Source organism: Bradyrhizobium sp. Mp27, from assembly GCF_029953005.1.
Classification (GTDB): domain Bacteria; phylum Pseudomonadota; class Alphaproteobacteria; order Rhizobiales; family Xanthobacteraceae; genus Bradyrhizobium; species Bradyrhizobium barranii.
Map to the genome: position 1 here is coordinate 25,842 of NZ_JASAUS010000054.1, position 18,805 is coordinate 44,646.

Consider the following 18,805-nt stretch of genomic DNA (forward strand, 5'->3'; position numbering starts at 1 on the left):
TGGCGAGAATGAACTACAGGAAGCGGTGGAAGCCTTTCTCCGACGTCTTACGGCTTGTCGAAGGCCAGTTGGTTAGACTTCAGCACTCGTACCGTCTCTGAAGCGGCCGTTGGACCGGATGCTCTGGCGATACGCCGCAGGCGTCTGGAAGGCACGAACGAACGCGCGGTGCATATTAGCTAGGCTGCCGAACCCAACCCTGTGGGAGATTTGCTGGACGGACAGCGGTCGCCGAGGCCCGGCTCGTCCAAGCGAAGCAAATCCCTCGTTACAGATATCACCCCGAACAACTTGTCTGACCTTCGGGGGCACGGCCGTCATCGCGAACGCTATGTCAGTTCCAACCGCGCCTCAGAAGAGCGTGCTTGCAATGTTTAGTATATGGTGTTTCACTAAACAAATCGAGCTTGGCTGAATCCCTAAGAATCCAGGCAGGCGCGAGGAAACGTCCGTTTAGTCGTTCAGCCCGTGAAGGACTGTATCGCTCTGCTCGAAGCATTCGAGCGGGTTGGAGAGTCGCGCCATGTCGATGGCCGGCCCCACTGGGAGGGAAAGCGTTATGAAACAGGCAGTAAAGGCGCTTCTTACTACGTTCGGAGTTCTCGCATCCGCGCTCGGTGTCGGAGTGGGGACTACTCCTGCGCATGCGCAGGCCAAGACCATCACGCTGTGCTGGGCCGCGTGGGATCCTGCCAACGCCTTGGTCGAACTGTCGAAGGATTTCACCGCCAAGACCGGCGTCGGCATGAAGTTCGAGTTCGTGCCGTGGACCAACTATGCCGACCGCTTCCTGAACGAGCTCAATTCGCATGGTTCGCTGTGCGATCTCATCATCGGGGATTCGCAATGGATCGGGGGCGCCGCCGAGAACGGTCAGTACGTCAAGCTCAACGATTTCTTCACAAAGGAAGGAATCAGCATGGACGACTACATGCCGGCGACAGTGGTCGGCTATTCCGAGTGGCCGAAGAACAGCCCGAACTATTGGGCGCTGCCCGCCATGGGTGACGCGGTGGGCTGGACCTATCGCAAAGACTGGTTTGCGCGGCCTGAGATCCAGGCGGATTTCAAGGCCAAGTACGGCCGCGATCTCGCCGTGCCGAAGACGCTCGATGAACTACGCGACATCGCAAAATTCTTCCAGGGCCGCGAGATCGACGGCAAGAAGGTCTATGGCGCTTCGATCTATACCGAGCGGGGCTCGGAAGGCATCACCATGGGCGTGTCGAACTACCTCTATGATTACGGCTTCCAGTATCAGGATCCGAAGAAGCCGTATTCAATGGACGGGTTCGTCAACTCGCCCGGCGCCGTGAAGGGGCTCGAGGCCTACAAGGAGCTCTACAAGTGCTGTACGCCCCCCGGCGCATCCAACTCCTACATGTCCGAAGGGCTTGATGCGTTCAAGTCGGGGCAAGTCGCGCTTCAGATGAACTTCTTCGCCTTCTTCCCGGGCCTCTACAAGGATCCGAACGTCGGTGGGGACAAGATCGGCTTCTTCAGCAATCCCGCCGGCCCCGCGACCCGGGCGACGCAGCTCGGTGGGCAGGGCATCTCGGTCGTTTCTTATTCCAAGAACCAGGCCGAGGCGCTGCAATATATCAAATGGTTCTCCGGTGGAGATGTGCAGAAGAAGTGGTGGGCGCTGGGCGGCTATTCCTGCGCCAAGTCAGTGTTGAACGATCCGGGCTTCCCGAACAGCGCGCCGTTTGCCGGCGAGTTTTTGAAGTCGATGGGCATGGTCGTCGACTTCTGGGCCGAGCCTTCCTATGCCCAACTCCTGCAAGCCGAACAGAAGCGCGTGCATGACTACGTGGTGGCGGACAAGGGCACCGCGCAGGAAGCGCTCGATGGCCTGGTAAAGGACTGGAAGGCGATCTTCAAGGAAGAAGGCAAGAAGTTCTAGGGCAAACGCCTGGAGCGCACGCCGAGCGCGCTCCAGGCTCTCTTCGGTAGAACCCGCAGGCGTCGCATAGTCGACAATCGCGACGCCAGGATTGACCAGGGCCATGAACGATTTGAGCACTTCGTCGCAGATCACCTACCGGGCCGTCCCGATCCGACCAGGCGTGATACGTCGTATCCGCGGCCTTTCGGACCAGGCGCTTGCATGGCTCTTCATCACACCGACGATCGTGCTGCTGCTGGCGATCAATATCTTCCCGCTGGTATGGACGATCTACCTGTCATTTACCAACTACCGCGCCAATCGGCCGAACGCGCCGACGCTATGGCTGGGGACCGATTGGTACCAGTCGATCCTGACCGATCCGGATATCTGGGCGGCAATGCAGGTCACGGCGCATTTCGTGGTTTGGACCGTGCTGATCGAGACTGTGCTCGGATTCGGCCTTGCGTTCCTGATCGACAAGAAATTCCGTGGCCATGGCCTGTGGACCACGATCATTCTGTTGCCGATGATGCTCTCACCAGCGGTTGTCGGCAATTTCTGGACCTTCCTCTATCAGCCGCAGATCGGGCTGTTCAACTACGTGGTCGCCTTCTTCACGGGGCGCGGCGCTTCGTCGTTCCAGATGCTGGGAGACGTGACCCTCAGCCCGTGGGCCATCGTCATCGTCGACGCCTGGATGTGGACGCCTTACGTGATGCTGATTTGCCTGGCGGGGTTGCGGTCGATCCCGGATTACATTTATGAGGCAGCGGAGGTCGACCGCGCGTCGAATTGGCGGCAGTTCTGGTCGATCACGCTGCCGATGGCTCTGCCGTTCATCATGCTCGCGGTGCTCTTTCGCGGGATCGAGAATTTCAAGATGTTCGACATGGTCAACCTCCTGACCGGAGGAGGGCCGGGCTCGACCACGGAAGTCGCTTCGATCACACTGAAGCGCGCAGCCTTTGAGAGTTGGCGAACCGGCTATTCCTCGGCCTTCGCGATCATTCTGTTCGTGACAGTGTTTGGCCTTGCCAACATCTACGTCAAGGCGCTGAACCGGGTGAAAAGCAGATGAGCGCCTCAAATGCAGCCCACTCAGTCGTCGAACCGTCGACCGGCACTCGCCGCTTTGCCGGCCTGCTCGTCATACTCTATGCCATCATAACGATGGTTCCGCTGATATGGATCGTGCTCACCTCGTTCAAGTCGCCTGACGATGCGATCTCCTATCCGCCGAAGGTCCTCTTCAAGCCCTCCCTTGAAGGCTATTGCAATGTCTTCACAACACGCTCGCGTCAGACTCAGGAGTTTATCCAGACGCTGGGGCCGCCGCAGGGGCTTTGTGACAACATCGCGCGCAGCCGCAACATGGTTGTCGCCGGGCCGTCGAACTACGTGCCGCGCTTCATCAACTCGCTGATCATCGCCTTTGGCTCGACCGTGCTTGCCGTCGCGCTCGGTACGCTCTCGGCTTATGGTTTTTCGCGCTTCCGCGTGCCTCTCAAGGACGACCTCCTGTTCTTCATTCTGTCGACCAGAATGATGCCGCCAATCGCGGTCGCGATCCCGATCTACCTGATGTACCGGACCGTCGGGCTATCGGATACCCGTCTCGGGATGATCCTGCTCTACACTTCGGTGAACGTCTCGCTCGCTGTCTGGCTACTCAAGGGCTTCATCGACGAAATCCCGCGTGAATACGAAGAAGCGGCAATGATCGATGGCTATACGCGCTTTCAGGCGTTCGTGAAGGTGGTTCTGCCGCAGGCGACGACGGGGATCGCGGCGACGGCGATTTTCTGCCTGATTTTTGCGTGGAACGAATACGCCTTTGCTGTGCTTCTGACCTCTGGCAACGCTCAGACCGCGCCCCCATTCATTCCGATCATCATTGGCGAAGGCGGCCAGGATTGGCCGGCCGTAGCCGCCGGCACGACGATCTTTCTTGTGCCGATCGTCGTGTTCACAGTGCTGCTCCGCAAGCATCTTCTGCGCGGTATTACCTTTGGGGCCGTCCGCAAATGAACCTTGATGTGAACACGTCAACGCCGCACGTCAGCCTGACGAGCAGAATGTTGCGTCGCGGTCCGCTCGAGGCCATCGCGACGGCGATCATTGCCGCGGGCGTGATCATGCTGATGCAGCCGTTTTTTCTGACGCTTTATTCCTGGTCTTTCGCGGTCACTCTCTTTGGGACGGTGATGTTCACGATCGTCTCGAAGGTCCGGGAGTAGCGCTCGATGGCACAGATCAGGGTCGAAGCGCTCAACAAATCCTTTGGAGAGTTTCACGCAGTCAAGGGCGCGAGCTTTACGGTGGATGACGGCCAGTTCCTTTGTCTGCTTGGGCCGTCCGGCTGCGGCAAAACGACAACGCTGCGGATGATTGCAGGACTGGAATTGCCGACATCCGGCACGATCAGGCTCGACGGTGAGGACGTGACGATGAACCGTGCCTCCGCGCGAGATATCGCCTTCGTCTTCCAGCTATTTGCGCTCTATCCGCACATGAATGTCCGGCGCAATATCGGCTTTCCGCTCAAATGCGAGGGCATCGGAGCCGCGGAGTGCGACCGGCGCGTGGTGGAGGCCGCTCGGATCCTGCGTATCTCCCACCTCCTTGATCGGTCGGTTTCGACCCTCACCGGCGGCGACCGTCAACGCGTCGCGCTTGGGCGGGCGATCGTCCGCAAGCCGAAGTGCTTCCTGATGGACGAGCCGCTCGGAGCGCTCGATACCGAGATGCGCGAGGCGATGATCCAGGAATTGCGCGCGCTGCATGACCGGCTTGGCGCGACCACCGTTTACGTCACGCATGATCAACTGGAGGGCATGGCAATGGCGGACCTGATTGCGGTGATGAACAACGGCGTGGTCGAGCAGATTGCGAGTCCGCGCGATATTTATGACCGGCCTGTTTCGCTCTTCGTCGCGGACTTTATCGGTTCTCCAGCGATGAATTTCCTGCCATTTCGCGGCAGCCTGCAAGCCGGGGCGCAGGCGATCCGGCTCGGGGATCGCGACGTTGCGATACCCACCGCACGCGAGGCTCTGGTGGAGAGCGACCTTGTCCTGGGCGTCAGACCCGAGCATGTGCGTTTTTCCGATAGCGGCATGGTGCGGGGCGAGATCTATGGGTCGGAATATCTCGGCACGACGCAGATCGTGACGGTGACGACGCCTTACGGCGCTCTCAAGGCCCGCTCGCCCGCCAGCATGCCCCTTCGGATTGGGATGAATGTCGGGCTCGATTTTCGGCCCGATACGTTGTCGCTCTTCGACCAGGGGTCGGGACGGGCAATACGCACCGCATTGCACGAGGGAGGCAAGCATGGCTGAAGTCGAGATCGGGGCGGTCTCCAAGGCGTTTGGCAAGACGCAAGCCGTCGTCGATCTGTCCCTCACCATTGGAGATGGCGAATTCGTTGCGTTGCTGGGGCCGACCGGCGCCGGCAAGACAACGACGCTGCGTCTCGTTGCCGGATTAGAGGCGCCCGACAGCGGCTCGGTCCGCATCGACGGACGCGATGTGACCAGTGATGCGCCGGCGGATCGTGACGTCGCCTTCGTATTCCAGCAATATTCGTTGTACCCGCATCTGACCGTGTTCGAGAACATGGCCTTTGCGCTACGCGCGCCGACTCGGCGGCTGCCGGAGGCCGAAATTCGCGCAAAGGTCGAACAGGTTGCGCGTCTTCTCCATATCGACGCCAAGCTCCACAGCAAGGCGACCCAGTTGTCGGGCGGGCAGATGCAGCGCGTTGCGATTGGCCGCGCTCTGGTGCGCTCGCCCTCGATCTACCTGATGGACGAGCCGCTCTCTTCGCTCGATGCCAAGCTGCGCGGTGAAATGCGCCTGGAGCTTAAGCGCATCCAGATCGATCTCGGCGCGACGATCCTCTACGTCACCCACGATCAAACCGAGGCTATGACCATGGCATCGCGCATCGGCGTGATGGAGGCCGGGCGGCTGATGCAGATCGGCACGCCGCGCGAGATTTACGAGAACCCGGTCAACGCCTATGTCGCTGCCCGGCTCGGCCAGCCGATGATCAACCTGCTGCCGGCAACTCTGTTTGCCGGCGTTCCGCCCGGCGTCAAGACGATTGGCGCTCGTACCGAGCACCTGGCGATCGCACGCAGCGGCGGGGACGTGTCGGCCACCGTCACGCGGGTCGAACATCTCGGCGACCAGAGCCATGTCCATCTCGATCTCGGCGGCCAACCTGTCGTGACGTTGGCCGACCCTGAGGCGAGGTTAGACGTCGGCGACGTCGTGTCGCTACGCCTTAACAGGCCGCTGTTCTTCGATGCGGCCGGCGGGAGGGTCGCGGCATGAGTCTCGATCGGACCTCCAGGGAGAACCTGGTGCGGGCGCTTGCGGAATCGGTGATCCAGCACGCCGACGAACTGACCAGCCTCGACCAGGCGATCGGTGACGGCGATCATGGGCTGAACATGAAACGCGGCTTCGAGGCCGTGCTCGCGACGTTGCCCGGCCTTGCGGACAAGTCTCTGCCAGAAATGCTGAAGTCGATCGGAATGACGCTGGTCATGAAGGTTGGCGGAGCCTCTGGGCCGCTGGTTGGCACCTTCTTCATGGAGTTGGGCAAGGCGCTTCCAGACCAGCCAACACGCGCGGAGTTTGTCGTGGCTACGGATATGGCAATCAATGCCGTAAAGGCGCGCGGACGCTCGGAGGCAGGACAGAAAACCTTGCTGGATGTCCTGGTGCCCGTGCAAGCGGTATTGGCTGCAGGCGGCGATGCGCGGGCGATTGCGTTAGAAGCGGTGCAGGCGGCCGATCGCACGACGCCGATGCTCGCTATTCGCGGCAGGGCTTCTTTTCTCGGCGAACGCTCCATTGGTCACATGGACCCCGGTTCGCGCTCAGCGTCCCTGTTGATCGGGGCTGCAGTCAAAGTATTGGAATTCGAGGCAAGGTCATGAACAATCCAAATGGCGGCAATGTCGGAATCGTTATCGTTTCACATTCGCCCAAGATAGCGGAAGGCGCGGCAGATATGGTGCGTCAGATGGTGGGCAATGCGGTGCCGCTCGCCTGGACCGGCGGCGATGTCGATGGAGGGCTCGGCACGAATGTTGCTGGAATCCTGGAGGCGATCGAGGCGGCGTGGTCCGCAGCAGGTGTGGCTGTGCTCGTTGATCTCGGCGGTGCCGAGACAAATTCCGAGATGGCGGTGGAAATGTTGGCTGAAGATCGAAGGGCGCGCGTCGTCGTCTGCAATGCTCCGGTGGTCGAAGGAGCGGTGATTGCAGCGACGGAATCCTCGGGTGGCTCATCGCTCGCAGCCGTCAAGCGTAGCGCGGAGGAATTCTATGCATGATGCCCACGCCAGCCGGGCAGGTGAGACGTCGGTGCCGCTGACCGCCTCGGCGGTTCTCGTCAACAAGGTCGGACTTCATGCGCGGCCGTCGGTCAAGCTCACGCAGTGTGCGAAGAGGTTTGCCGCAAAGATCGAACTCGCCCTCTCTGGAGATGGGCCTTGGACGGATGCCAAAAGTCCGGTGAAGGTGATGCGTGTAAAAGCTCCGCAGGGGGCGACGCTGCATTTCCGGGTCGCCGGACCGGACGGAGAGGTGGCGCTCGCTGCCATGCTTGCGCTTGTGCATGACGGTTTTGGTGAGGCTTAACTGCAGTGGCAGAGATCCAACTTATCGGCCGTGCCGCATCGCCGGGCCTCGCGTTCGGGCCGGTCGCCGTGCTGACTGCGGCCGTGGCCGGGCGAATGGCGAGCGAGGATCCGGAGCAGGAGGCTGCAGCGCTGCGGGCGGCGATCGGGGGGGCGAGGGCGCAACTCGCCGAGCAGATCAAGACGATTCAGAGTGAGGCGGCAGACATTCTGGAGTTCCAGGCCGCCATGTTGGAAGACGATGCACTAACAGATACGGCATATGAACTTATCGCGATCGGGATCGCTGCCGACCATGCCTGGCGCCGGGCACTCGACCTAGAGATCGCCGGCTATCGCGCGGCTGAAGATGAATATTTCCGTGCCCGGGCCGTTGATATCGTTGACATCCGCGATCGCGTGCTTGCGCATCTGGGCGGTGTGGATGTTGTCGCCGGAATCGCGGGCGGTTCGATTGTTGCGGCTGAAGATATCACGCCTTCGACCTTTCTTGCGACTGACTGGTCGCAAGGCGGCGCGATCGCGCTGGCCAGTGGCTCACCTTCCTCGCATGTCGCCATGTTGGCGCGTGCGCGCGGGGCGCCGATGGTTGTTGGATTAGGTCCGTTGTCGTGGCATGGACAGCCACCAGTCTTGGCGCTGGTAGACGGCGACGCCGGAAGGGTCATCTTCGATCCGGAGCCGGAGACCATCCGTCTCTTTGAGCTGCGTATGGCGGCTGCGAAGGCCGAGCTGGCTGTCGCCGAGACGACCAGCCTTGCGCCTGCCTTCGTCGCCAATGGTCGGCGGATAGCGGTTCTGCTCAATGTCGCCGGGCCTGAAGACCTTGCAAACCTTGATTCCGCAATTTGCGACGGCATTGGCCTTGTACGCACGGAATTCCTGTTCGAGGCGGCCCACGGCCTGCCGGACGAGGAAACGCAATACAGGGTCTATCGAGACATTCTCGTCTGGGCCCAAGATAAACCGGTGACGATCCGGACCTTGGATGCAGGCGGAGACAAGCAGGTTCCCGGTTTGACGGTCGAAGGTGAGAGCAATCCGTTTCTCGGCCTCCGCGGTATCCGCCTCTCGCTCGCGCGGCCGGAGGTGTTTCGCATGCAGCTCCGCGCGCTCTGCCGTGCGGCTGTCCATGGCACGCTGAAAGTGATGTTGCCCATGGTTGCGGTCCCGTCGGAATTGGACCGCGCGAACGAAATACTTGACGCGGAGTTCACAGCCCTCCAAGCGAAAGGAGTTGCCTGCGCTCGCCCGCCGCTCGGCATTATGGTCGAGGTTCCAGCGGCGGCGCTCTGTGCAGCGGATTTTGGCGCTGCATTCTATTCCATCGGTTCGAACGATCTAACCCAGTACACCATGGCGGCGGCGCGCGACATCGGCGCAGTCGCTGACCTCAATGATACCAGCAATCCGGCTGTGCTGGCACTGATAGCCGCGACCGTCGAGGCCGGGCTAAAGCGGGGCGTCGAGGTTTCGCTCTGTGGCGACGCCGCGGCCAACACTCACCTGACGGCGGCGCTGCTCGCAACCGGATTGACAACTCTCTCTGTGTCGCCGATTGCCGTCGCACGGCTCAAGGCCGCAATCGCAAAGGTGAGTTCATGAAGGACGATGTCGGCAAGGACACGCCCGGTGACAAGAATGTCGCAGAATACAAAATAATCCTGCGAAAGGTACTCGACAATCGGCCCTCGGGGACGCGCCTGAAGCTTGCGGCGGCGCTGGGCAAGAATCGTTCGTTCGTGAGTCAAATCACGAATCCGGCTTATCTGGTGCCGATCCCGGCGAAGCATGTCGCGATTATTTTCGAAGTCTGCCATTTGTCCGGCGCCGAGCGCGCGGCTTTCCTCGAAGCCTATGGACGCGCCCATCCTGGCCGTCTGCGCTCACCTCACCGCGAAGCGCACACGCGCACCGTCTCGGTGACCGTACCTGACCTCGGCGACGACAAGAAGAACCGCGCGCTCGAACAGCTGATCGTCGATTTCGCCGCGCAGCTCGCCCGCTACGCAGAAAGCGTCGGCTGAACCCTTGATTTGATCTTTAGACCGGACTGGGAGAACGCTCATGAAAAAGCTGATCAACAGCGCCGATACTGTACTCGAAGAAAGTCTTGACGGCCTCGCCGCAGCGCACGCGGATATCCTGCTGCTTGGCGCCGAGCGCAAATTTGTGCGCCGTCGCACGTTGAAACCGGGCAAGGTCGCGCTGATTTCGGGAGGCGGCTCGGGACATGAGCCGCTGCATGCGGGCTTTGTCGGCCTGGGCATGCTCGACGCGGCTTGTCCTGGCCAGGTCTTCACCTCGCCGACGCCAGATCAGATGATCGAGGCCGCGGAGGCTGTCGACACCGGCGCAGGTGTGCTGTTCATCGTCAAAAACTACGAAGGCGATGTGATGAATTTCACCATGGCAGCCGAGATGGCCGGCCGAGAGGTGGCGAGTGTGGTGACAAACGATGACGTGGCAGTCGAGAAGTCGACTTACACGACTGGTCGTCGTGGCGTCGCGGGAACGTTGATCGTGGAAAAAATGGTCGGCGCCGCTGCCGAGACCGGAATGCCGCTTGCCGCGCTCAAGGCGCTCGGCGATGAAGTCAACCGGCGTACGCGCTCGATGGGGGTCGCACTGCTGCCATGTACCGTGCCAGCGGCCGGACGGCCAAATTTCACGTTGGCCGACGATGAAATGGAAATGGGCGTCGGCATTCATGGCGAGCCTGGCCGGCGCAGGGTACCGTTGGCTTCCGCCGATGCGATCGCCGCCGAGGTGCTCGACGCGATCCTGAAGGATCTTGCGCCGAGCAAGGGCAGTGAAGTGCTGCTTCTCATTAACGGATTTGGTGCGACGCCTCTGATCGAACTCTATCTGATGGTCAATGCCGCAAAGCGGACTCTGGATCGCGCGGGGATCACGGTGACGCGCTTCCTGACCGGTTCCTACGTCACATCCCTCGACATGGCCGGTGTCTCGATCACCGTATCGGTGCTCGATCGCAAAGCCACGACATTATGGGATGCCCCGGTGCAGACCGCAGCTCTGCGTTGGGGCGTCTGATTTCCGCGTGCGGCTCATTTTTTGCTGATATCGCAAATCTGCGTCTTGTGGGGAGAGGCGGTAGCGGTCTCCTGACTCGAACCCTGACGCCTCATCTTGTCGGTTCTCGCGAGCCGGGCCGCCCGTGCCGGGTGTGCCCGCCGCCTCCCGTTGTGCCCGGAGCGCCGTCATCCGCTATCCGTAGCGGCTTGCCTGTCCCGCGCGACCGGGCGCATCCTCTCTCGCACGGGCAGCAATCGTTCGAGGAGAGGAGCAGAACAGATGAGTGACCTTGTCGTAATTGCATTTCCAACCGAGGCGAAGGCGGAGGAAGTTCGTCAAAAATTGCTGGCCATGCAGAAGGAGTATTTGATCGAACTCGGCGATGCCGTGATCGCGGTGAAAGACAGCAACGGAAACATCAAACTAAATCAACTGATCAATACCACGGCTGCTGGTGCGGCTACTGGCGCCTTTTGGGGCACGCTGATTGGCCTGATCTTTTTGATGCCGCTTGCTGGTGCTGCCCTTGGCGTCGCGTCCGGCACACTCAGCGGATATTTAACGGATGTCGGCATCAACGACAAATGGATGAAAGAGACCGCTGCCGCCGTTCAACCCGGAACCGCGGCGCTCTTCGTACTGGTGCGCAAAGTCACGGCAGACAAGGTTCTTGAGAGGCTAAAAGGCGAAGGCGGCACGGTGCTAAAGACTTCTCTCGACCACACTAAGGAAGCCGCCTTACAAGCGGCTCTGGCGGAGGTCAAAGCGGCGGTACCGGCGGCTTCACCTCCTGATTTGCCGGGCGCCTGAAACGATTGCGACCGCCTGCCGACGACCGCTCTCGGCATTACCGCAGCCCTCTCTGGCCCAGTGACGCCGCGCCGGGTGCGGTCATTGGTGCGGCTCCGGCTCCTTTTGGGGGGCCAGAGGCAAGTGCCGGGACCGCGCCGTATGAACATATTTGCAATTCATCATACCGCGTTAAATTTTGTGCGATCCGTTCACGTGCCTGAGCCCGAGGCACAGCGTTGACCTAGATCAAACCATTGATGGCGGTGACGTTCTTCTGAACGGAGAGGGCCGCCGGGTGAGTGTCCGGCTGGGCTTGTTCTTTAATTCCCAGGATTTTGATCTATTTCGCCAAATGCGTGAGGGATGCAGATGTCGGACAATCCCATCGACGTGATCGAAGCCGCCATTCGCTCCGCCTTCACCAGTTACCCAAAGGAAGACGACCCGGATTGGAGAAGTCCGCACTGGATCAAGTCTGAAGAGTGCACGCACTTGGCGCAGGGCATACTGCTGGAATTGCACGCCAAGGGATTTGAAATCGTGAAGAGGCAGACCTGATAGATCGGCGGCGGGCCCGCGCAATTGGTCATTTGAAGCGACCTGATCTCGCGACGTGACACAGGCTCGACGCAGGTGGCCAAGGCGCGCCGCTCGACCGGCACCTTGCGGGCGTTACCATTCTTGCCCGTGCGCTTCCCGTATCCGCGCCCATTAAATTCGACACGATCTCCGCGAGCAATGTGATCCCACTGGTCCTTGCTAACTCCTAGCTCGACCATCACCTCGCCGTTGCCCCAAGTCGCAGCAAACGCCTTGTAAGACACCTTCGACATATGATGTGACGCCTTGGTTGGCTGGAGATATTCGGCGAGTCGGAGTGATCGATTGTCGCACTTGCGCCACATCGCGCGCCGCCTTTGTGTACGGGACCCCATAAAATTAAACCAGGAATGCGCGATGGCAAAAATCCTCGTTGGCGTTGTTGCGATGCACCGAACAACGTACGCCCGGCGAGCGGCTCAGGCTGTATGTCGAAGAGAACTTCCATAATGCTTGAAGAAGTTATCAAGCTTCACTGGTTCGCCGGTATCTCGCCAGAACAGTCTTTTACCGAGGCTGGCCGCCACTGCGAGGCGGTGGTGGCCGCCGATTAAAGTATGGTCATCGGATGCTGTTGCGATGATCTCGCCGTCTTCGTCCACGATTTTCATGTGCTGCCTCCAATCCAGCGTGCGGTCAGGCCGCCGCGATGGTGCGCAATCTATCTAACCTTATGCGGGCCCTGGGCGTTCCAACCGATGAAGATCACGGCTTCCGTATTCGACATGCGCCACATCGCCGCCCTTTGTGTACCAACTGGCAAGGCCCGATTGCGGAGGGCGCGCGCCAGCACTCGACGGTCCCGGACCTGGAAGCGGCCCGGCGATGACAAATGGGCAAATTGTTTGTTGTGGATCAATTCCAAGGTGCCCAGACAGTCGTACGCTGCGCCGAAAACGAGGGAGGTTCCACATGGCATCAATCTTCTCGACGCCCCATCCAGAAAAATGCCCTCAATGTGGTTCTGGGTTGGTCCATCTAGAGTGGCGTGAGCGCGTCAATGCCCAAGAAATCCATGATCTTTGGCGCTGCTTTAACTGCAAAAGCGAGTTTGTCACCGCCGCCACTCCTGATGAGAGAGAACCCTCGGTCGTCGAGATAACCAAGCCCTTCTTTACGAGCCTAATAGTCTAATCGACTGGCGTGGCTCGCGCTTTACTTGACGCCTTGACCGCCGACGCGCGCACGAGCAAAGCCGTCCCGGAGCAGCCAAGACACGGGGCAGGCCCTCACCAGCGCATACGGTGAAACTAGGGCCTACCCTTGGGCCAAGGCGGTTCCGGCTGGCGCGGACTTTTGCACAGCTATCAGTCGCTCAACGGATCGCGACACAAACAACGACACTCATAATTTAGATATTTGATTTGTATACGCTTTTTAGGAGGCGACGCTTTCTGCGCAGGGGAATAGAGGCCCGCGAGAGCTGTGACCTGGCTCAAAGTCAGTCCGCATGCAATCAGGCGGCGAGCCGTGGCCCGTCCTGCTCCAGGGCCTTAGCGACAGGCGCGCCGACGATCCGCCTCAGCTCGGCCGCGACGCCGTCCAGCGCCGCGCGCTTCTCTTTCATCCGCTTTGAATGATTGTAGACCTTGCCCGTCACGGTCGGCACGATCTGCTCCGATTTCTTGCTCGCGGAGTGGTCGAGGCACTTTGCGATCGACGCATCGTCGAAGCCGAGGTCACCTGCCAAGGTCGCCGCCGTTCGGCGGAGATCGTGCGGCGTGAAGCGCTTGAGGCCCAATAAATCACAGAGCCGGGGCGTCTTGCTCTTGTCCTCGTTCCGGCGCCAAACGCCACTATTTGCGACGATTGGGCAAATAGGTCCTTGCCGTTACCTACCGTGAGCTTCGTCAGGCAGGATGCGAACGAGCAAGCGCATCCGGTCCTCCACTGGCCCAGGAAACAGGCTAAGGTCGCAGCCCCCGTCAAGGGTCAAAAGGACAAGCTCGATGACCACAATCAAGTTCTTGGCGACTGGATTGACCGCGATCACCGTCCTTACAACGACCGCCGTGGCTCGCGAGAAATTCGCAGCCGGGCCAACGCGCATCACGGTGTACGGCAAGCCCTGTCATATATTCAATACCGGCCCCGGCGGCTGCTGGATTGTCTGGGAGGGCGTTCCAATATGGTTCGGTCCGTCGGTCCGGGGCGTGCCCGGCCGCATTTGCGACCATGGCGACAATGCGAGGATTTGTTGAGACACGGACGATAGGAGGCGCGCAGCGTCATCCGAGGCAATCGCTGCGGTGCGGATCGCGCCGGCGGGTGAGGACGGGCATAGGCGCATTTGTGCGAGGCCGGCAAGGTGCGGCGACCCGGATTGGCCGCGCCCGCTACTGGTCGAACGGCCCCTTCCAATCTGTAAAGTCGTATACGGCCCACCATCGATGCAGGGTCTGCCCGCACGCTTTGCAATCGAAGCGCCCGCTTGCCACGACCGGCCGCCTTATTTGGATGGCGCTGTGAAGCGCCCCGCAAAACAAGCAACTAAAAAAGACGCGCATTGGTCATCGATCCCCGGTCGAAGTGCACCCCGTGCGTTGGGCCAACTGGGTCGCCATAGTAAAAAGGGCAGTTTGTATCTTGGCAGTTCAGGCCAAATATTTGTGAGTTCGCGCCAACGAGGGTCCTTGGTCGCGATGCGGCGCGATGGGCCCAGGTGCAGTGAGTGCACATAATTCACAAAGGATAAAAGGCCCGGCTGGGCCGGGCCCCATTGCATGCCACTCGCGTCGGTGACTTGTGAGTTCAGAGGCCAAAGGACCAACCGATTGCGAGACGCTGGCTCACTGGCGAATCAGTACCGTAATTTGTCGACACAATTGAGGCCAACGACGGTCGTCCCCGAGCATCTCTCGGCACTATGCGGCAGTCACGGCCATGGCAGCGATCCTCACGGCTTATCCCTTCGGCGGCTGCAATTCCCCAGCAAACCACCTCGCGAGCTCGGGCGACGTGATCGGATCGGCTTCCTCGCAATGCAAGCATGTCGGCCGGAGTGGGCCCTTGCCATCCGGTCGCGCTATCAGGACCAGCGGCTTGCCGCAACGCGCACAATTTAAGGTTTTGGATATCCCGCCCATCGCCTCATTATGGCGCGTGGAACCGGAGAGTCCAGATATTGATGGCGAGCTCCGCGACTGACACGCACACAAATTCGCGAACGCCTCACCAGGCTACCGCATCGTCCAGCCACAGTTCGAGCAGCGCGCGATCTGCGTCGCATCCCCTCGGCCGCCAAGAGCACCTGCGCGCGCGCAGGCGCGGCATGCACCTGCGGCAGGTCGGTGCCGGCGAGCGGAGGCACGGTTTTCGGCGACGAATACTTTCCTGACCTCTCGGCGAGCAGGAAGTCGATCCGTGTCCGACTCAAGCGCACATGCCGAATGCCGCCGTTGCTGGCAGGCAACGACATCAGATGCTCATTTGATCCGGTCTGATCAGGCTGCGATGCCGATACAAGGAGCCCCAATGACTGATCGAGACAAGATTCTGATTGCCCTTGGCGAAAAGCCTCTGAAGGATTCCGAAATCATGAAGCGCGTGAACATAAAGCATGAGGACGATTGCCAATCGCTCTTGTTGAAGATGCGTGACGACGGCGCCGTGAAGTTCGATATTCACAAGGGATATTAGCTCGTTGTCTGACAATTTTCGCTTGATCACCAGCGGCTGGTAGAGTTGCTTGCAAGTTTCCTTAGCGAAGAGAAGACTAGCCGCGTTCAACGAAAATCTGAGTCAATGTGGCGCCAGGTTCGACTGAGGCATGGCGCGTGGAACATCACCGACGTCGTCAAGATCGGGCGCCTGGCCGTAGCCCATGCGTTTCATCTGTTCGTGGACCTGTGCCATTTCGGTCTCGCTGAGGCGCGGAGGTTCGCCGATCGCGAGCGCGTGGACATACATCTTCGCCAGGGTCTCCACCTCCACGGCAAGCCAAAGCGCCTTTTCAAATGTCTGCGCCGTTACGATCAAGCCATGATGGCCGAGCAAGCAGGCATTTCGTCCTTCGAGCGCATCGACGGCATAATCCGACAGCGCTTGTGTGCCGAAGCAGGCATAAGGCGAACAACGGATATCGTTGCCACCGGCTACCGCGACCATGTAGTGGAAGCAGGGAATGCCACGCTCGTGCACGGCGAGAATGGTGCTGAAGGTGGAATGCGTATGAAGCACGACGTTTATGTCGTCCCGCGCTCGCAGAATATCGCGATGAAAACGCCATTCTGAAGAAGGGCGATGGTTGCCCTGGTAATTCGCGGCAAAATCCATCGCGACAATGTCTTCTGGTCGCATGCGCTCGTAGGGCAAGCTTGTCGGTGTGATTAGCATGCCGTTTGGAATCCGGTGCGAAAGATTGCCGGAAGTCCCTTGGTTGAGACCGTTTCGGTTCATCTCCTTGCAGGTATCGACGATGCCCTGGCGGAGATCGGCATGATTGCGGTCTGTCATGATGGGTGCTCCGAAAAAGAAATCCAGGATTGATAGGCGGCGGAAAGGGTGCGTTTGCACTCATCCTCGCCGAGCGGCGTGACAGCTTCAAGCACCACGCTCGAAACCGGAATCGTACGTGAAAATCTCCGCCACAGCAGCGCCGCGCTGAGCGCCGTTCCATCCCGCGATTGGCTCACCGAGACGCTCTGCGATGGCCGCAACGCGGCCAGAGCGCGCGCGAAGGGCAGGTTGGCGGCGAAGCCACCGTCGATGACGATGTGTTTCGAGCTGCCAAGCGCATCTAGACAGCGGTTTGCGCTGAATGCGGCGTAGAGGACTGCCAACCCCTGCCATTCGGCTGGCGTCTCGGGCCGCGGTCCGATAATCCGTCCGCGGTGAGCTGCACCGGGGAACAGTCCATCATCCCCAACGAAGGAGGGGAGTGCCAGGGTTCCAAGGGCCAATAGACTCGGCAATGCGGCGAGGACGGCTGCATCAGAAGCGTCGTGGTCTCTGCTGATCAAGTCGTATTCGCGGCCTGTCGCGATCAGCGTGGAGGGTACGTTCTCACCGTCGACGTCGATATTGAGCACCATGCCGCGTGTGGCGTCGAGCTTGTCTAGCGCGAGGCCGCGCTGAAAGCCGATCATCCAGGTGCCTGTCGATAGGATCGAGGTATCGGCCATGCCGGCGGCCTTGTAGCGGAACAGGTTGGCGTTGGAATCATGCACGCCGCAGAGGGTTTCGGTCGAACGCGCCAGGCCGGTACGCTTGGCTACGGCCTCCGAAACCCTCCCTAGCACCGCACCGGCGGATGCCCGCTCCGGCAGAAGACGGTCCCAGCCGCGCTTGCGCATCAGGGAGGAAGGCTGATGGTGGAAAAGGTCCCAGATATGGCTCTGAGCCGCGAGCTGTGAAATTTCACTTGCAGCAGACCCGCCGAGCCGCAAGGCGAAATACTGCGCAGTCGTAAGATAGGTTTTCGCGCGGGCGAATTCGGCGGGATATGCGCTTTCCTGCCAGAGTAATTGCTTGCCGAGCCGCATCGCGCCGCTGATACCGCAAAACACTTCATCATAGGCAGGCGCAATCCGGGCGTAGGCCTGGTCGATCTCAGGCGGCGAGACCGCATCATAGTCCATCATCGGCAGCACCGGCTCGTCACCTTCGACAAGAACGGCGCCACACCCATGCGCGGTCGCGATCACCGCGCCGATCGTGTGGCGTTGCGTCACCACGGCCAAAGTGTCGAGGAACCACTCTTCCAGCCCGGCAAGATCATAGGCGAGGTATGGTCCTGCCGTGGTCGGCACATTCGGGATCGAAAGTGTTTCGAGCGGCCAGCCGTCCTCACTCGCGACCAGCAGTTTCAGATTCGTCTTGCCAATGTCGAGAACCGCGATCCGGGGAGAGGCTTTCGATCTTGTCATCGTTGTCTACCGGGGCGCTTTGCCGCCCAGATGAGGAACCGCGGCAACGGCAATCAGGATGCCACCCCAGATCGCCAGAGTGAGGAACTGGCTGAGATTGAGAAGGTTGAACGCCGAGGAGATCACCTGAAGGATGATCAGCGCAAGCAGCAATCCGCCGACTTTGCCAAAGCCGCCAAATGGATCGACGCCACCGAGCACTGCTGCAAGAATGGTGACGAGCAGATAGCTTTCGCCATATGCCGCGTTGGCTGAATTGAAACGTGCCAGCATGACGACCGCTGCGACGCCGGCGAGAAGGCTCGAGAGGACATATAGCTTGAGCAGGACGGCGCGGGTATCGACGCCGGAGTAGCGGGTTGCCTTCTCGTTCGAGCCGATCATGTAAACCCTTGCCCCGAAGGGCGTTGCGTTTAGCATGAGCGCGACGGGCAACGCACAGAGCGCCAGCACGATCAGGGCAAAAGGCACCCCGAGAACCGTTCCATTGCCGATGAAAACAATGGGCTCCGGAAATCCGGAGATGACATTGCCGCGCGTCAGGCCGATCGCGAGTCCCTTGCAGAGTGTCATGGTGCCGAGGGTTGCGAGGATCGGCGAAACGCCGAGATAGGCGATGACAAATCCGTTGACAAGGCCGACCAGTGCCGCGACGGCAAACCCTGCCGCAATCGCCAGCACTTGTACGCCGGCCCAGGCAATGCCCTGAGTGCCCGGAATGTAGTGCGTCAGCAGGAAGGCAATGGTCAGTCCGGAGATTAGCGGTGGCGATGATGGAAAGGTTGAGGCCGCCAGATAACAAGGCCAGCATCATCGCAAGCGAAAGGATGCCGAGCTCCGGCATCTGGAAGGCCATCGATTGCAGCGTGTTGACGGAGAAAAACCGGTCGCCGATGGTAATGGCGAACACCAACCAGAGCGCGACCAACAACAGCATCAGGGTTGCGATCGTCCCGCTGC

20 protein-coding genes are annotated in these 18,805 nt (G+C 60.3%); 15 read left to right on the forward strand and 5 right to left on the reverse strand.

The window, feature by feature from the left end; translation table 11 throughout:
* Nucleotides 1-559: 559 nt before the first annotated feature.
* The 14 genes from QJT78_RS25245 to QJT78_RS25310 all read left to right on the forward strand — a co-directional run bounded on the left by QJT78_RS25245 (nt 560) and on the right by QJT78_RS25310 (nt 11,936).
* Nucleotides 560-1,906: an extracellular solute-binding protein gene (locus QJT78_RS25245; protein WP_028150088.1), complete on the forward strand. Its 1,347-nt coding sequence runs from the start codon at nt 560-562 to the stop codon at nt 1,904-1,906.
* 103 nt (nt 1,907-2,009) lie between these two features.
* Nucleotides 2,010-2,969 (forward strand): sugar ABC transporter permease, encoded by a 960-nt coding sequence (locus QJT78_RS25250; RefSeq protein ID WP_014492573.1) that lies wholly within the window; start codon nt 2,010-2,012, stop codon nt 2,967-2,969.
* Nucleotides 2,966-3,919, forward strand: a complete 954-nt coding sequence (locus QJT78_RS25255) for a carbohydrate ABC transporter permease (RefSeq protein WP_028150087.1) — start codon at nt 2,966-2,968, stop codon at nt 3,917-3,919. The genes QJT78_RS25250 and QJT78_RS25255 overlap by 4 nt, the downstream gene beginning before the upstream one ends.
* Nucleotides 3,916-4,128: a hypothetical protein gene (locus QJT78_RS25260; protein WP_028150086.1), complete on the forward strand. Its 213-nt coding sequence runs from the start codon at nt 3,916-3,918 to the stop codon at nt 4,126-4,128. Before QJT78_RS25255 ends, QJT78_RS25260 begins: the two co-directional genes overlap by 4 nt.
* Nucleotides 4,129-4,134: 6 nt before the next feature.
* Nucleotides 4,135-5,232, forward strand: a complete 1,098-nt coding sequence (locus QJT78_RS25265) for an ABC transporter ATP-binding protein (RefSeq protein WP_028150085.1) — start codon at nt 4,135-4,137, stop codon at nt 5,230-5,232.
* Nucleotides 5,225-6,232 (forward strand): ABC transporter ATP-binding protein, encoded by a 1,008-nt coding sequence (locus QJT78_RS25270; protein WP_028150084.1) that lies wholly within the window; start codon nt 5,225-5,227, stop codon nt 6,230-6,232. Before QJT78_RS25265 ends, QJT78_RS25270 begins: the two co-directional genes overlap by 8 nt.
* Entirely contained in the window at nt 6,229-6,843 is a 615-nt protein-coding gene (dhaL, locus tag QJT78_RS25275; protein ID WP_028150083.1) for a dihydroxyacetone kinase subunit DhaL, read from the forward strand. The genes QJT78_RS25270 and dhaL overlap by 4 nt, the downstream gene beginning before the upstream one ends.
* Nucleotides 6,840-7,241 (forward strand): dihydroxyacetone kinase phosphoryl donor subunit DhaM, encoded by a 402-nt coding sequence (gene dhaM / locus QJT78_RS25280; protein ID WP_028150082.1) that lies wholly within the window; start codon nt 6,840-6,842, stop codon nt 7,239-7,241. The genes dhaL and dhaM overlap by 4 nt, the downstream gene beginning before the upstream one ends.
* Nucleotides 7,234-7,548, forward strand: coding sequence for an HPr family phosphocarrier protein (locus QJT78_RS25285; RefSeq protein ID WP_028150081.1), 315 nt, complete (start codon nt 7,234-7,236; stop codon nt 7,546-7,548). Before dhaM ends, QJT78_RS25285 begins: the two co-directional genes overlap by 8 nt.
* Nucleotides 7,549-7,553: 5 nt before the next feature.
* Nucleotides 7,554-9,152 (forward strand): phosphoenolpyruvate--protein phosphotransferase, encoded by a 1,599-nt coding sequence (gene ptsP, locus QJT78_RS25290; RefSeq protein WP_028150080.1) that lies wholly within the window; start codon nt 7,554-7,556, stop codon nt 9,150-9,152.
* Nucleotides 9,149-9,574, forward strand: coding sequence for a hypothetical protein (locus QJT78_RS25295; protein WP_028150079.1), 426 nt, complete (start codon nt 9,149-9,151; stop codon nt 9,572-9,574). Before ptsP ends, QJT78_RS25295 begins: the two co-directional genes overlap by 4 nt.
* A gap of 40 nt (nt 9,575-9,614) precedes the next feature.
* Nucleotides 9,615-10,604, forward strand: a complete 990-nt coding sequence (dhaK, locus tag QJT78_RS25300; protein WP_028150078.1) for a dihydroxyacetone kinase subunit DhaK — start codon at nt 9,615-9,617, stop codon at nt 10,602-10,604.
* 261 nt (nt 10,605-10,865) lie between these two features.
* Nucleotides 10,866-11,396 (forward strand): DUF1269 domain-containing protein, encoded by a 531-nt coding sequence (locus QJT78_RS25305; RefSeq protein WP_028150077.1) that lies wholly within the window; start codon nt 10,866-10,868, stop codon nt 11,394-11,396.
* Between the two features lie 351 nt (nt 11,397-11,747).
* Complete coding sequence (locus QJT78_RS25310) at nt 11,748-11,936, forward strand: hypothetical protein (RefSeq protein ID WP_224517481.1); 189 nt, start codon at nt 11,748-11,750, stop codon at nt 11,934-11,936.
* A 461-nt stretch (nt 11,937-12,397) separates the two neighbouring features.
* On the opposite strand, the gene QJT78_RS25315 is transcribed toward QJT78_RS25310, so the two are convergent.
* Together QJT78_RS25315 and QJT78_RS25320 are read right to left on the reverse strand one after the other, a co-directional pair.
* On the reverse strand, nt 12,398-12,589 hold the full coding sequence (locus QJT78_RS25315; protein ID WP_028150075.1) for a hypothetical protein: 192 nt from the start codon (nt 12,587-12,589) through the stop codon (nt 12,398-12,400).
* Between the two features lie 845 nt (nt 12,590-13,434).
* Nucleotides 13,435-13,668, reverse strand: coding sequence for a hypothetical protein (locus QJT78_RS25320; RefSeq protein WP_240537606.1), 234 nt, complete (start codon nt 13,666-13,668; stop codon nt 13,435-13,437).
* Nucleotides 13,669-15,341: 1,673 nt separating this feature from the next.
* On the opposite strand from QJT78_RS25320, the gene QJT78_RS25325 reads away from it, so the two are divergent.
* Nucleotides 15,342-15,617 (forward strand): hypothetical protein, encoded by a 276-nt coding sequence (locus QJT78_RS25325; protein WP_155257837.1) that lies wholly within the window; start codon nt 15,342-15,344, stop codon nt 15,615-15,617.
* Nucleotides 15,618-15,719: 102 nt separating this feature from the next.
* On the opposite strand, the gene QJT78_RS25330 is transcribed toward QJT78_RS25325, so the two are convergent.
* From QJT78_RS25330 to QJT78_RS25340, 3 genes are read right to left on the reverse strand one after another with little or no spacing between them, the layout of a single operon-like run.
* The gene (locus QJT78_RS25330) at nt 15,720-16,433 is read right to left on the reverse strand and encodes a class II aldolase/adducin family protein (protein WP_028150072.1); all 714 of its coding nucleotides are present in this window, start codon (nt 16,431-16,433) and stop codon (nt 15,720-15,722) included.
* Nucleotides 16,430-17,845: a carbohydrate kinase gene (locus tag QJT78_RS25335; protein WP_281460347.1), complete on the reverse strand. Its 1,416-nt coding sequence runs from the start codon at nt 17,843-17,845 to the stop codon at nt 16,430-16,432. The genes QJT78_RS25330 and QJT78_RS25335 overlap by 4 nt, the downstream gene beginning before the upstream one ends.
* A gap of 6 nt (nt 17,846-17,851) precedes the next feature.
* The gene (locus QJT78_RS25340) at nt 17,852-18,640 is read right to left on the reverse strand and encodes an ABC transporter permease (protein ID WP_348652389.1); all 789 of its coding nucleotides are present in this window, start codon (nt 18,638-18,640) and stop codon (nt 17,852-17,854) included.
* Nucleotides 18,641-18,805: the final 165 nt, after the last annotated feature.